Raw genomic sequence first — 18,629 nt, forward strand, 5'->3', positions numbered from 1 at the left:
TCGTTCGACTTGACGAACGAACGAGCATCGTTCAGCATGATGTCCATGCGTTCGTTATCGCGAACACCCGAGGGTGTCGCCGCCCGACAGGGCCTCGCCGTCGCTCTCGCGACCAGCGCATACGGCATCTCTTTCGGGGCGCTGGCCGTGGCATCCGGGCTCGATGTCTGGAAGACGTGCGTGCTGAGCCTCCTGATGTTCACCGGCGGCTCCCAGTTCGCTTTCGTCGGCGTGATCGCGGCCGGGGGACTCGCCGCCGCCCCCGCCGCGATCGCTTCGGCGGCCCTCCTCGGCGTGCGCAACGCGGCCTACGCGATGCGCATGGCCCCGATCGTCGCCGGCGGGTTCTGGCGCAAGGCCGCCGCGACGCCCTTCACGATCGACGAGTCGGTCGCGGTCGGGCTCGCGCAGGACGAGCCTCGGGCGCGGCAGGCGGGCTTCTGGGTGACCGGCGTGGCGATCTGGGTCGGCTGGAACCTGTCGACGCTTCTGGGGGCGCTGCTCGGCGACGTGCTGGGCGACCCTCGCGCGTACGGGCTCGATGCGGCTGCTGCCGCCGCCTTCCTCGCCCTCCTGTGGCCCCGACTTCGCGGTCGTCAGCCGCTCGCGGTCGCGGCGGGGGCCGCCGTCGTCGCGGCGCTGCTGACCCCGGCGCTGATGCCGGGCATCCCGGTGATCGCCGCCGCCGGGGTCGCCGTGGTCGTGGGGCTCTTCGATCCGCGCCCGCCCGCACCCGAACCCGTCGACGTCGCCGAGCAGAAGGGCATGCCATGACCCTGTGGACCGCCGTGCTTCTGGCATCCGTCCTCTGCCTCGCGCTGAAGGCGGTGGGCTATCTCCTTCCCGCCCGGTGGCTCGAGGCCCCGCGGCCGGCGCGGATCGCCGACCTGCTCACGGTGGCGTTGCTCTCGGCGCTCGTGATGGTCCAGACGCTCGGTGCGGGTGCCGCGATCGTCGTCGACGCGCGGGTGCCCGCGGTCGGGGTGGCGGCGCTGTTGCTGTGGGCGCGCGCACCGTTCCTGGTCGTGGTGGCAGCCGCCGCGCTCACCGCTGCCCTCCTGCGCCTGTGGGGGTGGGCGGCCTGATGCCGGTTCTCCGCTGCCGCATAGCGACCCGCGCCTAGACTGACGCGATGAGCTCTGGCATCCTGCGCATCGTCGGCTGGGTCGTGGCGCTGCTCATCGGCGCCTTCTACGGCGCGGCGGGCACGATCGGCCAGGCCTTCCGTCTCGGGCCGGTGCCGCTCGGACTGCTTCTCGCGACGATCGGCAGCGCCGCGCTACTGGTCGCGCTGCGCACGCTGACGGGCGACCGCGTCAACGCCCTCGCGGGCGGGCTCGGCATCTCGCTCGCGACCTACGTCTTCTCTCAGCCCGGCCCCGGTGGATCGGCGATCGTGGCCGCCCCCAGCCCCGGGATGGAGTGGATCCCGGTGGTGTGGACGATCGTCGGCCCCGCGCTGATGGTCTTCGTGGCGTTCTGGCCGTCGTTCTCGCATCTGCCGCAAGGGACGAGCGCGAACGCCGAGGCGGACGCCCCCGCACACGTCCGCTGACGCCGGGGATCATACGCCCGACGGCGCGCGGCGAAGCCCTTCCGGTGAGCGCGATTAGACTGGTCCCGTGACTTACGTGATCGCCCTCCCGTGTGTCGATGTCAAAGACCGCGCCTGCATCGACGAGTGTCCGGTCGACTGCATCTACGAAGGCGAGCGGTCGCTCTACATCCACCCCGACGAATGCGTCGACTGCGGTGCGTGCGAACCGGTGTGCCCGGTCGAGGCGATCTACTACGAAGACGACCTGCCCGAAGAGTGGTCCGACTACTACAAGGCGAACGTCGAGTTCTTCGACGACATCGGCTCGCCCGGCGGTGCCGCCAAGGTCGGCGTGATCGCCAAGGACCACCCCGTCATCACCGCTCTTCCCCCGCAGAGCCACTGACCCGTGGGCGTCGCCGACCTCGCCGACTACCCCTGGGACGCCGTCGCCCCCTACGCGGAGCGCGCGAGGCGTCACCCCGCCGGCATCGTCGACCTGTCGATCGGCTCGCCCGTCGACCCGACGCCCGCCGTGGTCGCCGAGGCTCTCGCCGACGCGACCGACGCGCACGCGTATCCCCAGACCGCAGGAACGCCCGCTTTGCGTGAGGCGATCGCCGACTGGTACTCCCGTCGACGCGGCGTTCCGGGCCTGACAGCCGCGAACGTCCTGCCCACCGTCGGCTCGAAAGAGCTCGTCGCGTTGCTCCCTCTGCTCCTGGGCCTCGGCCCCGGCGATGCCGTGGTGCATCCGCGCGCGGCGTACCCGACCTACGAGGTGGGCGCCCGTCTCGTGGGCGCCGAGGCGGTGGCATCCGATGATCCGGCCGACTGGCCCGCGAACACGAGGCTCGTCTGGGTCAACTCGCCGGGAAACCCCGACGGCCGCGTCCTGTCGGTGGCCGAGATGACGGATGCCGTGTCCCGGGCGCGAGAGCTCGGAGCCATTCTGGCGTCGGACGAGTGCTACGCCGAACTCGGGTGGGACGTTCCCTGGGACGTCGAGCGCGTGCCGAGCGTGCTGGATCCCGCCGTGGTCGGCGACGACCTCACGGACGTGCTGTCGGTGTACTCGCTGAGCAAGCAGTCGAACCTCGCCGGGTATCGCGCGGCGTTCCTGGCCGGTGACGCGGCCCTCGTCTCGCGGTTGCTCACCGGCCGCAAGCACCTCGGTCTCATGCCTCCCGCTCCCGTGCAGCGCGCGATGACCGTGGCTCTCGGCGACGACGCGCACGTCGCCGAGCAGCGTGAGCGCTACGCCCGTCGTCGGGCCGTGCTGAAGCCCGCGGTCGAGGCGGCCGGCTTCACCGTCGACCGCAGCGAGGCCGGTCTGTACCTGTGGGCCACCGAGGGGCGCGACGCGTGGGAGAGCGTGGGGCGGCTCGCCGACCTCGGCATCCTCGTCGGCCCGGGGCACTTCTACGGCACGCACTTCCCGAACCACGTCCGGTTCTCGCTGACCGCGACCGATGAGCGGATCGCCGCGGCGGCAGAGCGGCTCGCGCCCTGATTCAGCGCGAACGACTCCACGCGTCCCACAGGCGCGCGTAGGCCCCGCCCGCGGTCCGGAGGTCGTCGTGAGTGCCCTCCTCGCGCACACGACCCGCGTCGAGCAGGACGACACGGTTCGAGGCCGCGGCCTGGCTGAGCCGATGCGCGACGACCAGAGCGGTCCGCCCCTCGATCGCCGCCAGGGCAGCGTCCTCGAGCCGTCCGGCCTCGGCGGAGCCGGCCTCGGCCGTGGCCTCGTCGAGCACGACGAACGCGGGGTCGGCGAGCAGCACGCGCGCCAGCGCGAGATGCTGGGCCTCGGAGGGCGAGAGGGGAGTGCCCGCTGCCCCGACCGGTTCGTCGAGGCCACGGGTCAGGCGCGCGGCGATGCTCTCGCCGCCCACGCGCCGCAAGGCGGCACGTACCTCGTCGTCGGTCGCCTGCGGGGCCGCGAGGGTGAGATTGTCGCGAAGGTCGGCGTCGAAGACATGTACCTCCTGCGTGACGAGGGCGACGGATCGCGGTCGGTCGACCTGGCCGACGAGGGGATCGTGAACGCCGGCCGCGATCGCGGCGAGCGTGGATTTCCCCGCACCCGACGCTCCGACCACCGCCACGCTCTCGCCTGCCGCGATCCGCAGCGACACGTCGTGCAGCACGGGGTGGTCGGCCTCGTACGCGTGAGTGATGCCGCGCAGGTCGACGTCGCGCGGTTCGATGTCGCGCGGCTCGGTGCCGTGCGGTTCGACGCCGGTGGGACCGCGTGACGGTTCGCCCGCGGCATCCCGAGGCGCCGCCGTTCGGATGACCCCGACGATGCGCGAGAGCGACGCCAGGGCCGATTGCAGGTCGTCGACGACGAAGAGCAGCTCGTTGATCGGGCCGAACAGGCGGAGGAACAGCAGCATGGCGGCGGTGGTCCCACCCACGCTGCCGTGCCCGTTCGCGACGAGGACGAACCCCACGACGAGCAGACCCGCCATGCCGAGGAACTCCGCCGCGTTCAGCCGGGCGAAGAACAGGTTCTGGATGCCGCGTGCGCGCATGCTCCACCGCACGACGGCCCACGACGCGGTCGAGATGCGGTCCAGGTGCGAAGGAGCCGTGCGATAGGCGCGGACGGTCTCCAGCCCGCGCAGCATGTCGAGGAGATGCTGTGCGCGCTCGGCCATCGCGGCGCGCTCCGCCGCGTAGACGCCGGGGGCGTGACGCAGATAGCGACGCACCGCGAACACGTGCAGGGGCGTGATGGCCACCAACGCCACCGCGTACCAGGGATCGATGGCCGCCATGCCGACGACGGTGACGGCGATCGTGAACGCGGCACCGACGAGGGCCGGGACGACGCGGGGGATGGCATCCGACACCTGGGCGACATCGTCGCCGGCTCGAGCGATCAGATCGCCGGTGCCGGCGCGCTCGACGCGAGCCGGAGGCAGGTGCAGGGCGGTGTCGACCATCCGCTCACGGAGGTCGGCGAGAGCGGTCTCGAACAGCTGCGAGGCCGAGACCATGCCGACGGCGGTGAGCACGGCCCCGGTCACGACCGCGCCGGCCATCACGGCGGCGAGCGTCCACGCGAGCGGCGGTGCGTCCTCGCCCGCGCCGATCGCGTCCACGACGACCCCGAGGGCGAGCGGGCCGACCACTCCCGACGCCGCAGCCGCGAGCACGACCACGATGAGCGACGGCAGACGCCACCATCCGCGCGGAAGGGACCTCCGGAGTTCGTGCGCGACCTCCCGGGCCGACGCGAGCGGGAGGGCGACACTCATTCGTCCGCTCCTTCGGGCATACGGATCACGCGATCCGCGATGGCGGCGAAGGCCGGTGCGCGTGTGATGACGACGGTGCGCCGATGACGCCGCATCTCGCGGACCCGCTCGGCGATTCGCGCTTCGGTGACGGCGTCGACGGCGGTGGTCGGATCGTGCAGCACCAGCAGTTCGGGGTCGTGTGCGAGAGCGCGCGCGAGGGCGACCCGTTGACGCTGACCGCCCGAGAGGGCGTTGCCGTTCTCGCCGACGCGGCTGTCGAGTCCGGCGGGAAGCGCGGTGGCGAGTTCGTCGCACACGGCGGCGTGAAGGGCCGCTGACAGAGCTGTGGCATCATCCGGCGGGGTGACGTTGTCGGCGACCGTCCCGGTGAACAGGTGCGCAGCGTGCGGAGCATGGAGGGCTTCGGGATGCCGTGCCCGCAGGGCCGCGGTCACCTCGGCGGCCCGGTCGCCGCCGCACGCGACGACCACGAACTCTCCGGGCCGGATCTCCGGCGCCCGCTGTGCCGCCGGGCTCGGCGGCGCGACGACCGCGACAGGTTCGGCGTCGCGGAGGACATCGAGCACCCGTGCCGCAGAGGCGGTCGCCGACGCCCACCACGCTCCGGTGTACAGCGCGAGCGCGCGCAGCGGCTCGAGGAGGAACTGCGCGAGTCCCACGACAGCGATGAACTCGCCGAGACCGAGGCTTCCCGACAGCGTGAGCAGTGCCGCAGCGACCGCGACGGCGGTGAGGAACAGACCGGTGACGACGCTCATGGCCCCGCCGAAGACCCCCTCGGCACGTCGGGCGCGCACGGTGTCGGTGAGGGCGGCACGGCTGGCGCGACGGTATCGGCGGCTCGCCTCGGCTTCGGCGCCGATGCCGCGGATCACGCGATATCCGCTCATGAGGTCGGCGGCGCGCCCCGCGGCAGCGGCCGCGGCCTCCTGCTCCTCACCGCTGCGGTCGCGCAGTCGTCGGCCCGCGCGCTCCGTGACCCACAGCAGGATCGGCGCGCCGAGCAGGACGGCGAGGCCCAGCGGCCACGAGACGGTGACGAGCACGGCTCCGCCGAAGAGTACCGCGGCGAGCTGGCCCACGGGATAGACGCCGATCTCCACGGCCTCCGCGAGCCTGTTGGCATCGGACGTGGCGATCGAGAGGGCGACACCCGGCTGCTCCGACGGACGCCCCGGTCGCGGAGGTCGCCGAAGGAGGTGGGCCGCGACGGTGATGCGGAGACGGTGTTGGACGGCGAGCATGCCCAGTTCCGCGAGCCGCGATCCGAAACGCCAGGAAAAGGACAGCAGGACGAAGTCGGCGGCGAGCACCCCGAGCCACAGAAAGAGCTGCGCGGGATCGCCGGTCGTGACCGCGCGTTCGATCGCGATCCCCATGACGATCGGGACGAGCGCTTCACCCACCTGGTGGGTGATCGAGAGGGCGGCGGCGGGAACGGTGTAGCGCGGTGCCGCCCCCATCGCCCGCAGGGTCAGTGAGCGTGGGGTCGTTCGATCGGTGATCGACAGGTCTCGGGTACGGACGGGGTCGGCGGGAGCCTGGAGCAGCATCTTCACGGACGGGCCGCCCGGTCGCGACCGAGGGCCGAGACCGCGGGCGTCCCCGAGACGGGGTCGGGGGTCACCACGCAACGCAGGCCGAAGACGTCCTCGACCATCTCAGCCGTCACGATGTCGGCCGGGGCCCCTTCGGCGACGATCCGCCCGTCTTTCACGGCGATGAGGTGGCTCCCATATCGCGCCGCCTGGTTCAGGTCATGGAGCACCGCCACGAGCGTGCGCCCCTGCTCGTTCAGGTCGGTCAGCAGCTCCATGAGCTCGATCTGGTGGGCGATGTCGAGGAAGGTCGTGGGTTCGTCGAGCAGGAGGATCGGCGTCTGCTGCGCCAGCGCCATGGCGATCCAGACCCGCTGGCGCTGGCCGCCCGACAGCTCCGCGACGAGACGTCCCGACAGATCCGCCGTGCCGGTGGCATCCAGAGCTTGCCGCACCGCCGCCTCGTCGTCGACGGACCACTGCCGCAGAAAGCCCTGGTGGGGGTACCGTCCGCGGGCAACCAGGTCGATGACCGTGATGCCGTCGGGAGCGAGAGACGTCTGCGGAAGCAGGCCCACGGCGCGCGCGAGCTCTTTGGGTTGGTATTCCCCCAACGGACGTTTGTCGAGCCGCACCTCGCCCGATACGGGTGAGAGGAGGCGGGCGAGAGCGCGCAGCAGCGTGGACTTGCCGCTCGCGTTGGCGCCCACGATCACGGTGAAGGAGCCGTCGGGGATGGCGACCGACAGGCTCTCCGAGATGATTCGGCGGTCGTAGCCGATGGTCAGATCATGAGCGGCGAGGCGGACGGGAGCGGTCATGCGCGTCTCCGGGTTTCGTGGATGAGGAGCCAGACGAGGTAGAGGCCGCCGACGACGACGGTGACCAGGCCCACGGGAAGCGGCGTGGGCAGCGTGTGCTGAGCGACGATGTCGGATGCCAGGAGCACGACCGCCCCGACGAGCGCCGACGGCGCGAGGGCGATGCCGGCCGTCCGGGCCAGCCGCCGTGCGATCTGCGGTGCGGCGAGGGCGACGAAAGCGATGGGGCCGGCGGCCGCGGTGACCACCGCGGTCAGGGCGACGGCGCAGACGACCAGACCGAGCCGGGACCTCTCGACGCGGATGCCGAGCGCCCGCGCCGCATCGTCGCCGAGTTCGAGGCGCGAAAGGGCACCGGTGAAGACGGCGAGGGCAGCGAGGGAGACCGCGATCACCGCGGCGGCGGGGAGGAACTGCCCCCATCCGACCGGCGACAGCGAGCCCGCGCCCCACACGGCGGCGACCATCGCCACTTCGATCTTGGCTCGCAGCACGAGGTAGGTGCTGAGCGCTTGGAGCATCGCCGAGACACCGATTCCGACGACGATCAGACGGAACCCCTGGATGCCGCGTCGGTAAGCGAGCGCGTACACCAGAGCCGCGGCGGCGAGGCCTCCCGCGATCGCCCCCGCGGAGACGGGAGCAGTGCCCGCCGCCGCGCCGAAGAGAATGATCGCGCTCAAACCGCCGGCGTAGGAGCCGGCCGAGAGCCCGATGACGTCGGGGCTGGCGAGCGGGTTCCTGGTGAGCGACTGGAAGACCGCTCCCGACACGCCCAGAGCGGCGCCGAAGACGAGAGCGGCGAGCACCCGGGGAAGCCGCCACTCGCGGACGACGGTCGCCGTGAAGCCGTGGTCAGTGCTGAGAAGGGCGCCCCCGACCTGGGCAGGGGTGAGGGGCAGGTCGCCGAGACAGAGGGCGAGGACCGCGAGGATCGCCGCGACCGCGGCGACGACGACCCCCGTCGTGAGCGTGCGCCCGCGGAAACGCAGCGACACCGGCCCGCGGCGGATGACGAGGCTCACAGGCTGCTCGCTCTCGCCCGACGCACCAGCGCGATGAGCACGGGTGCTCCCACGAAGGCGGTGACGATCCCCACCGGCACTTCGCTCGGCCACAGGACCACTCGACCGATCACATCGGACACCAGGAGCACCGTCGGTGCGATCACCATCGTGTACGGGAGGATCCACCTCTGGTCCGGCCCGACGATCCATCTCGCGACATGCGGAGCCATGAGGCCGACGAAGGCGATCGGACCGGCGATCGCCGTCGCCGATCCCGCGAGGACGGTGATGGCCGCGATCGAGAGCACACGCGTGCGCACGAGTCTCGTGCCGAGGGAGGAGGCGAGTTCGTCGCCGAGGCCGAGAGAATTGAGCGACCGCGCGCAGGCGAGGGCCACGACGACACCGCAGCCGACGAAAGGGACCACGGGGAGGATGACGTCCCACCCGCGTTCCACGAACGAACCCGCGTTCCACCCCCGCAGGCGCGCGAAGGTGACCGGGTCGAGGAGCATCATCGCGCTCGTGACGCCCATGAGCACGGCTCCGACGGCGACTCCGGCCAGGGTCAACCGCACGGGATCGGGCCCGCCGCGTCCCGCTCCGCCGATCGCGTAGACGGCGACGGTGACCAGGAGGGCGCCGCCGAACGCCCAGGGGAGGAACTGCACGGCGGTCACCGCGCCCAGGACGACGCCGATCGCGACGAAGAGGGCGGCGCCGGCATCCACTCCCAGGATGCCGGGATCGCCGAGCGGATTCCGGGTGAATGCCTGGATCAGCGCGCCGGCGAGTCCGAGGGCGACCCCGGCGACAACCGCGGCGATCGTGCGGGGGACGCGCAGGTCACGCACGATCTGATCGGTTACCGCTCCGTCGGGGGTGGCCAGGGCATGCCAGATCTCGGCGGGGGAGAGGGCGTTCGAGCCGATCGCGACGCTGAGGCCCGCCGCCACGGCGAGGGCGATCACGGCGACGACGAGACCTGCGGCGCGGCGACGAGGGGAGGCGGAGGGGCGGTCGCGCCGCGCGGCAGGGCGCGACGCGACCGCAAGGGGCGAGATCACCGCGGGTCAGCCCTCGACACTCTGCGGGGAGGTGCCGGCGACGGCCTTCTCGAGGCGGGGGACGAGCTTGTCGATGACGTACTTCTGGCTCAGCGGCGTGAGGAAGTAGATGGCGCCCGCGAGCTCGGCGTCAGTGTAGACGGCGCGTCCTCCGGTGACCGCCGACAGCGACCGCGTCGTTCCGAAGTCGAGCAGCGCAGGCAGCGAGTCGGCGCTCTCGGTGGCGAAGACGATGACGTCGGCGTCGATGAGCGACATGTTCTCGCCCGAGATGAGCGCCTGCGCGCCCTTCTGCTGAACGTACTTCTCGAGCCCCGGGGTGATCACGAAGCCGAGGTCGGTGAGGAAGTCGGTGTTCAGGCCGTCGGGATACACGTAGATGCTGCCCTCCCAGGGGCCGCCCTGCGAGAACGACGCCGTCTTGCCGGCGAACTCGGGGTGGGCGGCCGCGGCCGCCGCGTACTGCTCTTCGATGCCGGTGATGAGCTTCTCGCCCTCGGTGCTGCGTCCCATCGCCTGCGCGATCTGCCGGGTCTGACCCTTCCAGTCGGAGAAGTAGCGCTCGCTGCCGGGGACGCTCGCGATCGTGGGAGCGATCGCGCTGAGCTTGGTGTAGTCGTCGGCCGTCATGTTCGCGTTCGTGCCGACGATGAGGTCGGGCTCGAGCGAGGCGATCTTCTCGAACTCGAAGCCGTCGGTGGCCGACAGCACGGTGGGCTCGGCGCCGTTGAGCAGATCGGTCGCCCATGGCCAGACGGCGTACGGCTGTTCTCCGTACCACTCGGTCGTGGCGATGGGGGGTGTGCCGAGTTCGAGGAGGATGTCCTGCTCGGTGAGGCCCACGACGACGACGCGCTGGGGTTCGGCCTCGACCGTGGTCTCGCCGAACTGGTGGGTCACGGTGACGGGGAACGTGTCGCTCGGTTCGGTCGAATAGGTCGTGTTCTCGGCGACCGCCGTGGCGGTGCCGCCGCAGCCGGCGAGGAGGGCGGCGGTGACGGCGAGGACGGTGCCGAGCGCGGCGAGGCGCGCGGGACGGGAGCGGTGCAGGGTGACGGACATGGAGGCTCTCGGGTAGACGGGTAAGGGCGCCGCTAGGTTAGCCTTGCCTTACTTTGCTCGCCATCGTCGTGAGGAGACACTCCGTGCTGATCGAGGACACGATCCTGCCGCCTGGTGAACACGTTGACCGCGTGGGTGCGGCTGTCTCCCCGTCGCATGTTCGCCAGTGGACATTCGCCGAGTTCGCGGTCACGTCGACATTCGTCGACGGCGGCAGCGGATTCGCGTTGCATCGCCACGAGGAGGACCAGCTCGCGTGGATGGCATCCGGGTCCATGGAGGTGTCGGTCGGCTCCGATCGGTGGCACCTCCGTCGCGACCACGCGGCGTGGATCCCCACCGGGGTGCTGCACGAGATGCGCTTCACCGAGCCGGGGGAGCTCGTCAGCGCCTACGTGGATCAACGGCACCGACCGAGTCCGGAGGGGTGGAATCGGGCGCGCGCGCTCACGCTTGATCCGCTCGCCGGGGCGCTCCTGCGGTACCTCGCCGCCGAAGGGCGGCGCGAGACGCGACGGCAGGAGTGTTTCGGCCTCCTTAGCGATCTGATCGCCGAAGCGCCCGTCTCGCGCGAGGTCGTCGCCCTTCCGCAGGATCCGCGCGCCCGCGCTATCGCCGTCGCACTCCTCGCCGCGCCCGACGACGATCGGGACCTCGACGCGTGGGCGGCCCAGGAGGGGGTCAGTGCGAAGACCATCGCCCGTGCCTTCGTCTCCGACACCGGGCGCACGTTCCGCGAGTGGAGAGTGCGGGCGCGCCTGCACGTCGCCGTCGGGCTGCTCGTCCAGGGTGCGCCCGTGCACGAGGTCGCGCTCGCGGTCGGTTACGACTCGGTGAGCAGCTTCATCTCGGCGTTCCGCTCGAGGTTCGGCATGACGCCGGCTGCCTACGCCGGACGCACGCGGGAGATCGATGTCTGAGTCGCCGCGCTTGGAGTCGATCGAGATCGTGACCCCTGCCGACGCCGGGGAGCGGTGGCCGACGCACGATCACCCGGACCATGAGCTCTTGTCCTCCATCACCGGGGTCGTGACGGTCTCGACCGAGCGCGCCGTCTTCGTCGTCCCTCGGGGCGCGGCGATCTGGATCCCCGCCCGTGCGTCCCACGAGGTGCATGCGAGTGCGGGCAACACCATGCGCTGCACGTGGTTCGCGCGCGGTGCCGTCCCCGACGCCCTGGTGCGTCCGACGCTGCTGACCACGTCGACGTTGCTCGACGATGTCCTCACGCACCTCGACGTCGAGCATTCCGGCCCCGCCGGCACGACGGAGCGCGCCGGCGAACGCCGCGCGCGGGCGGAGTCCTTCGCGCTCGACTTGCTCTCCGTCGGCGCGCGGCCCGATGCGGGGTTCGCGCACCCTCGCACGCCCTGGCTGCGGCGGGTCACTCACGCGCTCGCCGCGGACCCCGGCGACCCCCGCACGGTGGAGGAGTGGGCGCGGCATTGTGCGGTGAGCACGCGGACTTTCACGCGGCGCTTCCGTGACGAGACGGGCGAACCCTTCTCTCGCTGGCGTTCGCGGCTCCGTATGCAGGCGGCGATGGCGGCTCTCGCGGCGGGGCAGGCGGTGGGCGTGGTCGCGCATCGCGTCGGGTACGACTCGGCGGCGGCGTTCTCGACGGCTTTTCGGGAAGCGGCGGGGGTGAGTCCGCGCGAGTTCGCCGCGCGTTGACCGATCTGCGAAAGAACTCGACTGATTTGCGGAGGTTTGTGCTCTCGAGCGCCGTTGACCCCTCGCGATAATTAGGTATCCCTTACCTAAGAAAGAGGAGCTTTCCCGTGCTCACACGCCGCCGCGCCGCCCTGTCGGTCTCCGCCGCCGCGCTCACCCTCGCCCTGCTCTCGGGGTGCGCCGTGACAGCTCCGTCTTCGGCATCCATCGCCTCCACCACCGTCGAGTCGGCGTACGGTGAGGTCACCGTGCCCCAGCAGCCCGAGAGGATCGCCGCGGTGTCGTACGACACCCCGTGGCAGCTGATGTCGCTCGACGTGAAGCCCGTCGCCACGATCGACTACTCGCGGTGGGCCGACAGCTTCACGACCGCGCAGATGGACTGGATCTCGGATGCCGCGACCGTGGGAACTTTCGGCGAGATCAACTTCGAGGCCCTCACCGCCGCCCGCCCCGACGTCATCATCGGCACGGCGGATGAGATCGATCAGGCGACGTACGAGAGGCTCAGCGCCATCGCCCCGACCGTCGTGACCGGCGGCGTCGATCGCGGCGACTGGCAGAGCATCACTCGGCAGACCGCCGCCGCCACCGGGACGACCGCGACCTGGGAGGCCGAGAAGGCCGCGTTCGAGAAGCTCCGCGACGACACCAGGCAGACCTACCGCGACGTGATCGAGGGGAACCGCTGGATCAACTTCTCGTTCGGCGACGAGCCCGGGCAGTTCTCGGTCCAACTGCCCACCGGCTCGACCGGCGATCTCGTGGTGAACGAGATGGGACTCGCGTATGGCCCCGGTGCGGCTTTCGCTGCCCGACACCGACGGCCGCGGATACACGGCTCTGCCGCTCGAGCAACTGCCGACGGTGTTCGACGGCGTGACCGTCGCACTCACCTTCTCCTCCGCGGACGGCACCCCCGATCCCACCGTCAGCGAGATCGTGAATTCGCCGCTCTTCCAGACACTGCCCGTCGCGCAGAGCGGTCACGTGTACGGGATGCGCTCGACCGTGACCGACTACGTCACCGCGCAGGATTGGGTACACGAGCTCGTCGACACGGTGCTCGAGCCGTTGCAGAAGTGACCGGTGCGGCCGTCCGGGAACGCCCGGGCGTTCGGCGCCCTCGGGCAGCGCGCGTCGCCGTCGGCACCGCGATCGTCCTGGTCGGTCTCGCGCTCGCGGTGGCCGAGCTGTGCGTCGGTGAGCCGATGCTGACGCCGGCTCGTGCGCTCGGTCTTCTCGTGCATCCCGACGGATCGCAGACCGCGCTCATCGTGCACACGCTGCGGCTCCCGCGGCTCGTGCTGGCGGTCGCCGTCGGCGCGGCTCTCGCGATCTCCGGCGTGGTGATGCAGGCGCTCACGCGGAACCCCCTCGCCGAGCCGGGCATCCTCGGGGTCAACGCGGGAGCGTCGCTGGCGGTGACCTTCGCCTTCGTCGTCCTGGGCCTGCGCGGATTCGGTGTGACATTGGCGGTCGCCGCGGTGGGGGCGGCGGTGGCCGGCCTGCTCGTCGCTCTGCTCGGCGGCGTCGGGCGCTCGGCATCCGCGGCACGGCTCGTGCTGGCCGGCGTCGCCTTCACCGCCGTCGTCTCGGGTCTCACCCAGGCCGTGAGCCTCGTCGACCCCGGGCAGTACGCTCGCATCCGCGTCTGGGAGGCCGGATCGCTCGCGGCTCGCGACACACCGACGGCCCTGCTGGTGACGGGCGTGATCGCTGCGGGGGTGATCCTCGCTCTGTCGATCGGGCCCGGGCTGAACCTGCTGATGCTGGGCGACGACACCGCTCAGGCCCTGGGCGGACGAGTGACGCGCGTGCGCGTGGCGGGTCTCGTCGCCGTCGTGGTGCTGTGCGGAACGGCCACCGCGGCGATCGGGCCCGTCGCCTTCGTCGGGCTCCTCGTCCCGCACGCCGTCCGGGCGTTCACCGGTGCCGATCAGGTGCGCGCTCTCTGGGCGAGTCTCGCCGCCGGGCCCGTGCTGCTGTTGGTCGCCGATCTCCTCGCCCGGACGGTCGCGGCGCCAGCGGAAGTACCCCTCGGGGTTGTCACGGCGTTTCTCGGGGCTCCCGTCCTCATCGCTCTGGTGCACAGATATCGGAGACCGGTGTGACGGCCATCGTGCGCGTGCCCCCGCGTCTGCGTCGACGGCGACTGCTCGCCGCGGTCGTCGTCGGGGGAGTCCTCGTCGCGTCGGTGTTGGGCACGCTGACCCTCGGCGACCTCGGCGTCACCCCCACGGGAGCGCTGGCAGCACTCGTCGGCGCGGGCGATGCGGGCACGGTGCTCGTCGTGCAACAGTGGCGTCTGCCCCGGGCGGTGCTCGGCATCGTGGTCGGCGCCCTCCTCGCGCTCTCGGGTGCGCTGTTCCAGACGGTGACGCGCAATCCCCTCGGAAGCCCCGACATCCTCGGCTTCTCCGTCGGCGCGTTCACCGGAGTTCTCGCGGTCACCCTCGCGGGCGCGACCTCGGTCCTCGCGTTGACGGGCGGTGCCATCGGGGGTGGCCTGGTGGCCGCCGTCCTCGTCTTCGTCCTCTGTGCGCGTGCGGGATTCGGGGGTGTCGCGGTCGTGCTCACCGGCATCGGCGTCAGCGCGATGCTCGCCGCCGTCAACGTGGTCCTCGTGGTACGTCTCGACGACGTGCGCGCCCGTGCTGCAGCTGTCTGGGCGACGGGCTCGCTCAACGGGGTCAGCGCCGACGGCATCCTCCCCGCGGTGCTGAGCCTCGCGTCCGGGGCCCTCGTCATCGCGGCCCTGGCGCGTTCCCTGCATCTGCTCGAATTCGGCGACGAGCGGGCCACGAGTCTGGGCGTTCGCCCGACCTGGCTGCGGTGGGCGGCCATGGTGATCGGGGTCGCGCTCATCGCCGTGGCCACCGCCGTCGCCGGCCCCGTCGGATTCATCGCCCTGGCCGCTCCCCAGATCGCGCGTCGCGTCTGGCTCACCGGCACGATCCCGTTCGCCGCCTCGGCGTTCGTGGGGGCCGCGCTTCTCGGCGCGAGCGATCTGATCGCCTCCCGCGCGCTTGCCCCCGTCATGCTGCCGACGGGCCTCGTGACGGTCTGCCTCGGAGGCGTCTATTTGGCCTGGCTGCTCACCTCGCGAGAAAGGACCCGTCGATGACTGTTCGAGACGATCGCCCAGGATACGAGGCGCGTGTGGTCGCCGTGTCCCGGGTCACGCCGCACATGGTGCGCGTGACCCTCGGAGCGATCGGCGGTCTCGACGGATCCCGGCTGCCGGATGCCGGGCCGGCGGACGAGTTCTTCGGTCTGTGGGTGCCGGTGCCCGGCGCGCAACCCGTCAAGAGGTACTACACGGTGCGGCATCACCGCGCAGACCGTGGTGAGATCGACGTCGACCTGCTCCTGCACGGCGCGGGCCCCGCGACAGAGTGGGCCGCCCGCGCCGCTGTCGGAGACACCGTCGCTTTCGACGCCCCGCGCGGGCATTATGCCCCGCCGCCCGATACGTCGAGCCTGCTCCTCTGCGGCGACGCGACGGCGCTCCCTGCTCTCGGGCGCATTCTCGAGGAACGGCTGCCGCATCGGGAGGCGCCCCCGGCGACGCTCGTCATCGGCGTCGATGATCCCGCCGACCGCTCCGACCTGGCCGTACGCCCGGGCGACGACGTTCTGTGGTGCTCGTCGGAGGACCTCGTCGACGAGACGCGACGCCGGTGCGGATTCGATCCGACCGCGTACGTCTGGTTCTCGGGAGAGGCCGCCGACATGAGGGCTGTTCGCGCGCGGCTGCGCCGAGAGCTCGGCATCCCTGCCCAGCGGTGGACGACGATGGGCTACTGGCGTCGTGACAGCGAGCGCTGGTCTGCCCGTCTCGACGCGGCAGGGCCCGCGTTCAAGGCCGCGATCGACGAGGTGCTCGCGGCACCGGTCGACGAGGAGACGCAGGCCGACCTCCTCGAGGAGCTGCTGTCGTCGAAGGGTCTGTTGTGACGCCGGATGCCGGTGCGGACGGCGTCGCGGCGCATCACGGGAGCGATGAGGAGGATCCCTCCATTCGATGGGGGCATCCTTTGGCCTTGTCATCTGTACGTGCCCCGGCCTACTAGGCTGTAAAAGCACTGTGCTCGGGCATCCCTCCGAGCGCGTGTCGACCGTGAGGCCGCACTCGTGGCATCCACCGGTCGAGAAGACCGCGGGTGCCTCCGCCCCCGTGGCCGAACAAATGGGCGACCAGAAATCGCAAGGAGGCGCGGTGAGCGACGCGGGAACGCAGAACGACAAGGCCACCCTCACGGTGGGGGGCACCACCGCCGAATTCCCGGTGCTCCGGGGAACCGACGGCATCCCGAGCATCGACATCGCGTCGCTGACGAAGCAGACCGGCCACACGACGCTCGACTACGGCTTCGTGAACACCGCGTCGACGAAGTCCGACATCACGTACATCGATGGCGACCAGGGCATCCTGCGCTACCGCGGGTACCCGATCGAGCAGCTCGCGAAGAACAGCACCTATCTCGAGGTGGCCTGGCTGCTGATCTACGGCGAACTGCCGTCGGCATCCGAACTCGCCTCGTTCGACGAGCGCATCCGTCGTCACACGCTTCTGCACGAGGACCTCAAGCGGTTCTTCTCGTCGCTGCCCCCGACCGCGCACCCGATGTCGGTGCTGTCGGCGGCCACCGCGGCGCTCTCGACCTACTACGAGTCCGAATCGGACCCGCACAACCCCGAGCACGTCGAGTTGAACACGGTTCGCATGCTCGCGAAGCTCCCGGTGATCGCGGCCTACGCCCACAAGAAGAGCATCGGGCAGGCTTTCCTGTACCCCGACAACTCGCTCGGCTTCGTCGACAACTTCCTCAAGCTCAACTTCGGTGTGCTGAGCGAGATCTACGAGGTCAACCCGGTGATGACGAAGGCGCTCGACCTTCTGCTCATGCTGCACGCCGACCACGAGCAGAACGCCTCGACCTCGACGGTGCGTCTGGTGGGCTCGACCGGCGCCAACCAGTTCGCGTCGATCTCCGCCGGCATCCAGGCTCTGTCCGGCCCCCTTCACGGCGGCGCCAACGAGGCCGTGCTGCAGATGCTCGGCCGCATCCGCGACTCCGGCGAGAGCGTCGAGCGCTTCGTCGAGCGGGTGAAGAACAAAGAAGAGGGCGTCAAGCTCATGGGCTTCGGCCACCGGGTCTACAAGAACTACGACCCGCGCGCCAAGCTCGTGAAAGAAGCGGCGGACGAGGTCCTCGAGGCCCTCGGCGTCAGCGACCCACTGCTCGACCTCGCGAAAGAGCTCGAGCAGATCGCCCTGCAGGACGACTACTTCAAGGAACGTCGTCTGTACCCGAACGTCGACTTCTACACCGGCGTGATCTACAAGGCGATGGGCTTCCCCACGCGCATGTTCACCGTGCTGTTCGCGATCGGGCGCCTGCCCGGCTGGCTCGCCCAGTGGCGCGAGGCCATCACCGACCCGCAGACCAAGATCGGCCGCCCGCAGCAGCTGTACACCGGGGCTGCCGAGCGCAACTACCCCGGCATCGGCTGATCCCGCCGCCGGAAACGCCCCGTCTCTCTTCCGAGGGACGGGGCGTTCCGATTTGCGGGCCAGCGCGGGTAGGCCCAGCGCGGGTAGCGCGCGCATAAACGCGATCCACGCGCAGAAACACGGGGAGAGCGCGTTTCTGTGCGTGGATCGCGTTTATGAGAGGGGAGTGCCGCGGCTCAGGCGTGCAGCGCCTCGTTCAGCGTCACGCCGACACCCGCTCGCGCCGAGGCTTCGACGGCGCCCGTCAGCGAATTGCGCCGGAACAGGATGCCGTTGCGCCCCGACAACTCGCCCGCCTTGACGACCTCGTCGCCGACCTTCACCTTCGTGCCGGCCGTGACATAGAGGCCCGCCTCGACGACGCAGTCGTCGCCGAGCGAGATGCCGATGCCCGCGTTGGCACCCAGCAGCGTGCGCGCACCGATCGAGACGCGGTGGGTCCCGCCGCCGGAGAGGGTGCCCATGATCGAGGCGCCGCCGCCGATGTCGGTCCCGTCGCCGATCACCACGCCCTGCGAGACACGTCCTTCGATCATCGAGGAGCCGAGCGTGCCGGCGTTGAAGTTCACGAAGCCCTCGTGCATCACCGTCGTGCCGGGGGAGAGGTGCGCGCCGAGGCGAACACGCGAGGCGTCGGCGATCCGGACGCCGGCCGGGGAGACGTAGTCCGTGAGGCGCGGGAACTTGTCGAGCCCCTGGATCTGGATGCCGTGCCTCTGGAGCGCGGGACGCAGGCGCGCCGCGTCATCGGGGTGGATCGGGCCGGCGTTGGTCCACGCGACGTTGGGGAGGTGCCCGAAGATGCCGTCGAGGTTGATCTCGTTCGGGCGCACGAGCAGGTGCGACAGCGCGTGGAGGCGCAGATAGGCGTCGACCGTGGACGTCGGGGCCGCGTCGGCATCGATGGTCAGTGACACCGTCTCGATACGGACATTGCGGCGCTCATCGGCCCCGGCCTGGGCCTCGAGATCGGTGGAGACCTCGGGCTCGCCGCCCAGGGACGGCTTCGGGAACCACGCGTCGAGCACGGTCCCTCCCTCGGCGATGGTCGAGAGTCCGGCAGCGCTGATACGTCGTTCGTTGCTCACGGCTCCAGGCTACCGGCGGCACCGCGCTGGATAGGATCGGGG

Annotated in this window: 18 protein-coding genes; 11 read left to right on the top strand and 7 right to left on the bottom strand. The window is 71.0% G+C overall.

Annotated elements, in window-relative coordinates; all coding sequences use genetic code 11:
* Positions 1-45 precede the first annotated feature (45 nt).
* The 5 genes from QE388_RS13845 (at position 46) to dapC (ending at position 3,050) form a co-directional block, all read left to right on the top strand.
* The gene (locus tag QE388_RS13845; protein WP_307385843.1) at positions 46-774 is read left to right on the top strand and encodes an AzlC family ABC transporter permease; all 729 of its coding nucleotides are present in this window, start codon (positions 46-48) and stop codon (positions 772-774) included.
* On the top strand, positions 771-1,085 hold the full coding sequence (locus tag QE388_RS13850) for an AzlD domain-containing protein (protein WP_275797658.1): 315 nt from the start codon (positions 771-773) through the stop codon (positions 1,083-1,085). Before QE388_RS13845 ends, QE388_RS13850 begins: the two co-directional genes overlap by 4 nt.
* Before the next feature lie 47 nt (positions 1,086-1,132).
* A complete protein-coding gene (locus tag QE388_RS13855; RefSeq protein WP_307385846.1) occupies positions 1,133-1,555 on the top strand; it encodes a DUF6113 family protein in 423 nt (140 codons plus the stop codon).
* Positions 1,556-1,622: 67 nt separating this feature from the next.
* A complete protein-coding gene (gene fdxA, locus QE388_RS13860) occupies positions 1,623-1,943 on the top strand; it encodes a ferredoxin (protein WP_013586172.1) in 321 nt (106 codons plus the stop codon).
* A 3-nt stretch (positions 1,944-1,946) separates the two neighbouring features.
* Positions 1,947-3,050, top strand: coding sequence for a succinyldiaminopimelate transaminase (gene dapC, locus QE388_RS13865; RefSeq protein WP_307385850.1), 1,104 nt, complete (start codon positions 1,947-1,949; stop codon positions 3,048-3,050).
* A gap of 1 nt (position 3,051) precedes the next feature.
* Here dapC and QE388_RS13870 read toward each other — a convergent pair whose 3' ends face one another.
* The 6 genes from QE388_RS13870 to QE388_RS13895 are packed head-to-tail and all read right to left on the bottom strand — an operon-like array spanning position 3,052 to position 10,304.
* Complete coding sequence (locus tag QE388_RS13870; RefSeq protein WP_307385851.1) at positions 3,052-4,806, bottom strand: ABC transporter ATP-binding protein; 1,755 nt, start codon at positions 4,804-4,806, stop codon at positions 3,052-3,054.
* Complete coding sequence (locus QE388_RS13875; protein WP_307387150.1) at positions 4,803-6,362, bottom strand: ABC transporter ATP-binding protein; 1,560 nt, start codon at positions 6,360-6,362, stop codon at positions 4,803-4,805. Before QE388_RS13875 ends, QE388_RS13870 begins: the two co-directional genes overlap by 4 nt.
* Before the next feature lie 2 nt (positions 6,363-6,364).
* The gene (locus QE388_RS13880) at positions 6,365-7,168 is read right to left on the bottom strand and encodes an ABC transporter ATP-binding protein (protein WP_307385853.1); all 804 of its coding nucleotides are present in this window, start codon (positions 7,166-7,168) and stop codon (positions 6,365-6,367) included.
* Complete coding sequence (locus tag QE388_RS13885; protein WP_307385855.1) at positions 7,165-8,193, bottom strand: iron chelate uptake ABC transporter family permease subunit; 1,029 nt, start codon at positions 8,191-8,193, stop codon at positions 7,165-7,167. The genes QE388_RS13880 and QE388_RS13885 overlap by 4 nt, the downstream gene beginning before the upstream one ends.
* Positions 8,190-9,242, bottom strand: coding sequence for an iron ABC transporter permease (locus tag QE388_RS13890; protein WP_307385857.1), 1,053 nt, complete (start codon positions 9,240-9,242; stop codon positions 8,190-8,192). Before QE388_RS13890 ends, QE388_RS13885 begins: the two co-directional genes overlap by 4 nt.
* Before the next feature lie 6 nt (positions 9,243-9,248).
* Complete coding sequence (locus QE388_RS13895) at positions 9,249-10,304, bottom strand: ABC transporter substrate-binding protein (protein ID WP_275799283.1); 1,056 nt, start codon at positions 10,302-10,304, stop codon at positions 9,249-9,251.
* Positions 10,305-10,387: 83 nt separating this feature from the next.
* On the opposite strand from QE388_RS13895, the gene QE388_RS13900 reads away from it, so the two are divergent.
* The 6 genes from QE388_RS13900 (at position 10,388) to QE388_RS13925 (ending at position 17,499) form a co-directional block, all read left to right on the top strand.
* The gene (locus tag QE388_RS13900; protein ID WP_307385860.1) at positions 10,388-11,224 is read left to right on the top strand and encodes an AraC family transcriptional regulator; all 837 of its coding nucleotides are present in this window, start codon (positions 10,388-10,390) and stop codon (positions 11,222-11,224) included.
* Positions 11,217-11,978 (top strand): AraC family transcriptional regulator, encoded by a 762-nt coding sequence (locus QE388_RS13905; protein ID WP_275799276.1) that lies wholly within the window; start codon positions 11,217-11,219, stop codon positions 11,976-11,978. The genes QE388_RS13900 and QE388_RS13905 overlap by 8 nt, the downstream gene beginning before the upstream one ends.
* 107 nt (positions 11,979-12,085) lie before the next feature.
* Complete coding sequence (locus QE388_RS13910) at positions 12,086-14,092, top strand: iron chelate uptake ABC transporter family permease subunit (protein WP_307385863.1); 2,007 nt, start codon at positions 12,086-12,088, stop codon at positions 14,090-14,092.
* Positions 14,089-15,105 (top strand): iron chelate uptake ABC transporter family permease subunit, encoded by a 1,017-nt coding sequence (locus QE388_RS13915; RefSeq protein ID WP_307385865.1) that lies wholly within the window; start codon positions 14,089-14,091, stop codon positions 15,103-15,105. The genes QE388_RS13910 and QE388_RS13915 overlap by 4 nt, the downstream gene beginning before the upstream one ends.
* On the top strand, positions 15,102-15,938 hold the full coding sequence (locus tag QE388_RS13920) for a siderophore-interacting protein (protein ID WP_275799266.1): 837 nt from the start codon (positions 15,102-15,104) through the stop codon (positions 15,936-15,938). The genes QE388_RS13915 and QE388_RS13920 overlap by 4 nt, the downstream gene beginning before the upstream one ends.
* Positions 15,939-16,170: 232 nt before the next feature.
* Entirely contained in the window at positions 16,171-17,499 is a 1,329-nt protein-coding gene (locus QE388_RS13925; protein ID WP_373426649.1) for a citrate synthase, read from the top strand.
* Between the two features lie 176 nt (positions 17,500-17,675).
* On the opposite strand, the gene dapD is transcribed toward QE388_RS13925, so the two are convergent.
* On the bottom strand, positions 17,676-18,587 hold the full coding sequence (gene dapD, locus QE388_RS13930; protein ID WP_275799261.1) for a 2,3,4,5-tetrahydropyridine-2,6-dicarboxylate N-succinyltransferase: 912 nt from the start codon (positions 18,585-18,587) through the stop codon (positions 17,676-17,678).
* Positions 18,588-18,629 lie beyond the last annotated feature (42 nt).

This window comes from Microbacterium sp. SORGH_AS_0969, from assembly GCF_030818255.1.
Classification (GTDB): domain Bacteria; phylum Actinomycetota; class Actinomycetes; order Actinomycetales; family Microbacteriaceae; genus Microbacterium.

What these genes read in the sequence shown, in the direction of transcription:
- QE388_RS13870 (WP_307385851.1), bottom strand. Translation starts at nt 4,806, where the DNA reads ATGAGTGTCGCCCTCCCGCTCGCGTCGGCCCGGGAGGTCGCGCACGAA.
- QE388_RS13850 (WP_275797658.1), top strand. Translation starts at nt 771, where the DNA reads ATGACCCTGTGGACCGCCGTGCTTCTGGCATCCGTCCTCTGCCTCGCG.
- QE388_RS13925 (WP_373426649.1), top strand. Translation starts at nt 16,171, where the DNA reads ATGGGCGACCAGAAATCGCAAGGAGGCGCGGTGAGCGACGCGGGAACG.
- QE388_RS13895 (WP_275799283.1), bottom strand. Translation starts at nt 10,304, where the DNA reads ATGTCCGTCACCCTGCACCGCTCCCGTCCCGCGCGCCTCGCCGCGCTC.
- QE388_RS13875 (WP_307387150.1), bottom strand. Translation starts at nt 6,362, where the DNA reads ATGCTGCTCCAGGCTCCCGCCGACCCCGTCCGTACCCGAGACCTGTCG.
- QE388_RS13880 (WP_307385853.1), bottom strand. Translation starts at nt 7,168, where the DNA reads ATGACCGCTCCCGTCCGCCTCGCCGCTCATGATCTGACCATCGGCTAC.
- QE388_RS13920 (WP_275799266.1), top strand. Translation starts at nt 15,102, where the DNA reads ATGACTGTTCGAGACGATCGCCCAGGATACGAGGCGCGTGTGGTCGCC.
- QE388_RS13905 (WP_275799276.1), top strand. Translation starts at nt 11,217, where the DNA reads ATGTCTGAGTCGCCGCGCTTGGAGTCGATCGAGATCGTGACCCCTGCC.
- QE388_RS13845 (WP_307385843.1), top strand. Translation starts at nt 46, where the DNA reads ATGCGTTCGTTATCGCGAACACCCGAGGGTGTCGCCGCCCGACAGGGC.
- QE388_RS13855 (WP_307385846.1), top strand. Translation starts at nt 1,133, where the DNA reads ATGAGCTCTGGCATCCTGCGCATCGTCGGCTGGGTCGTGGCGCTGCTC.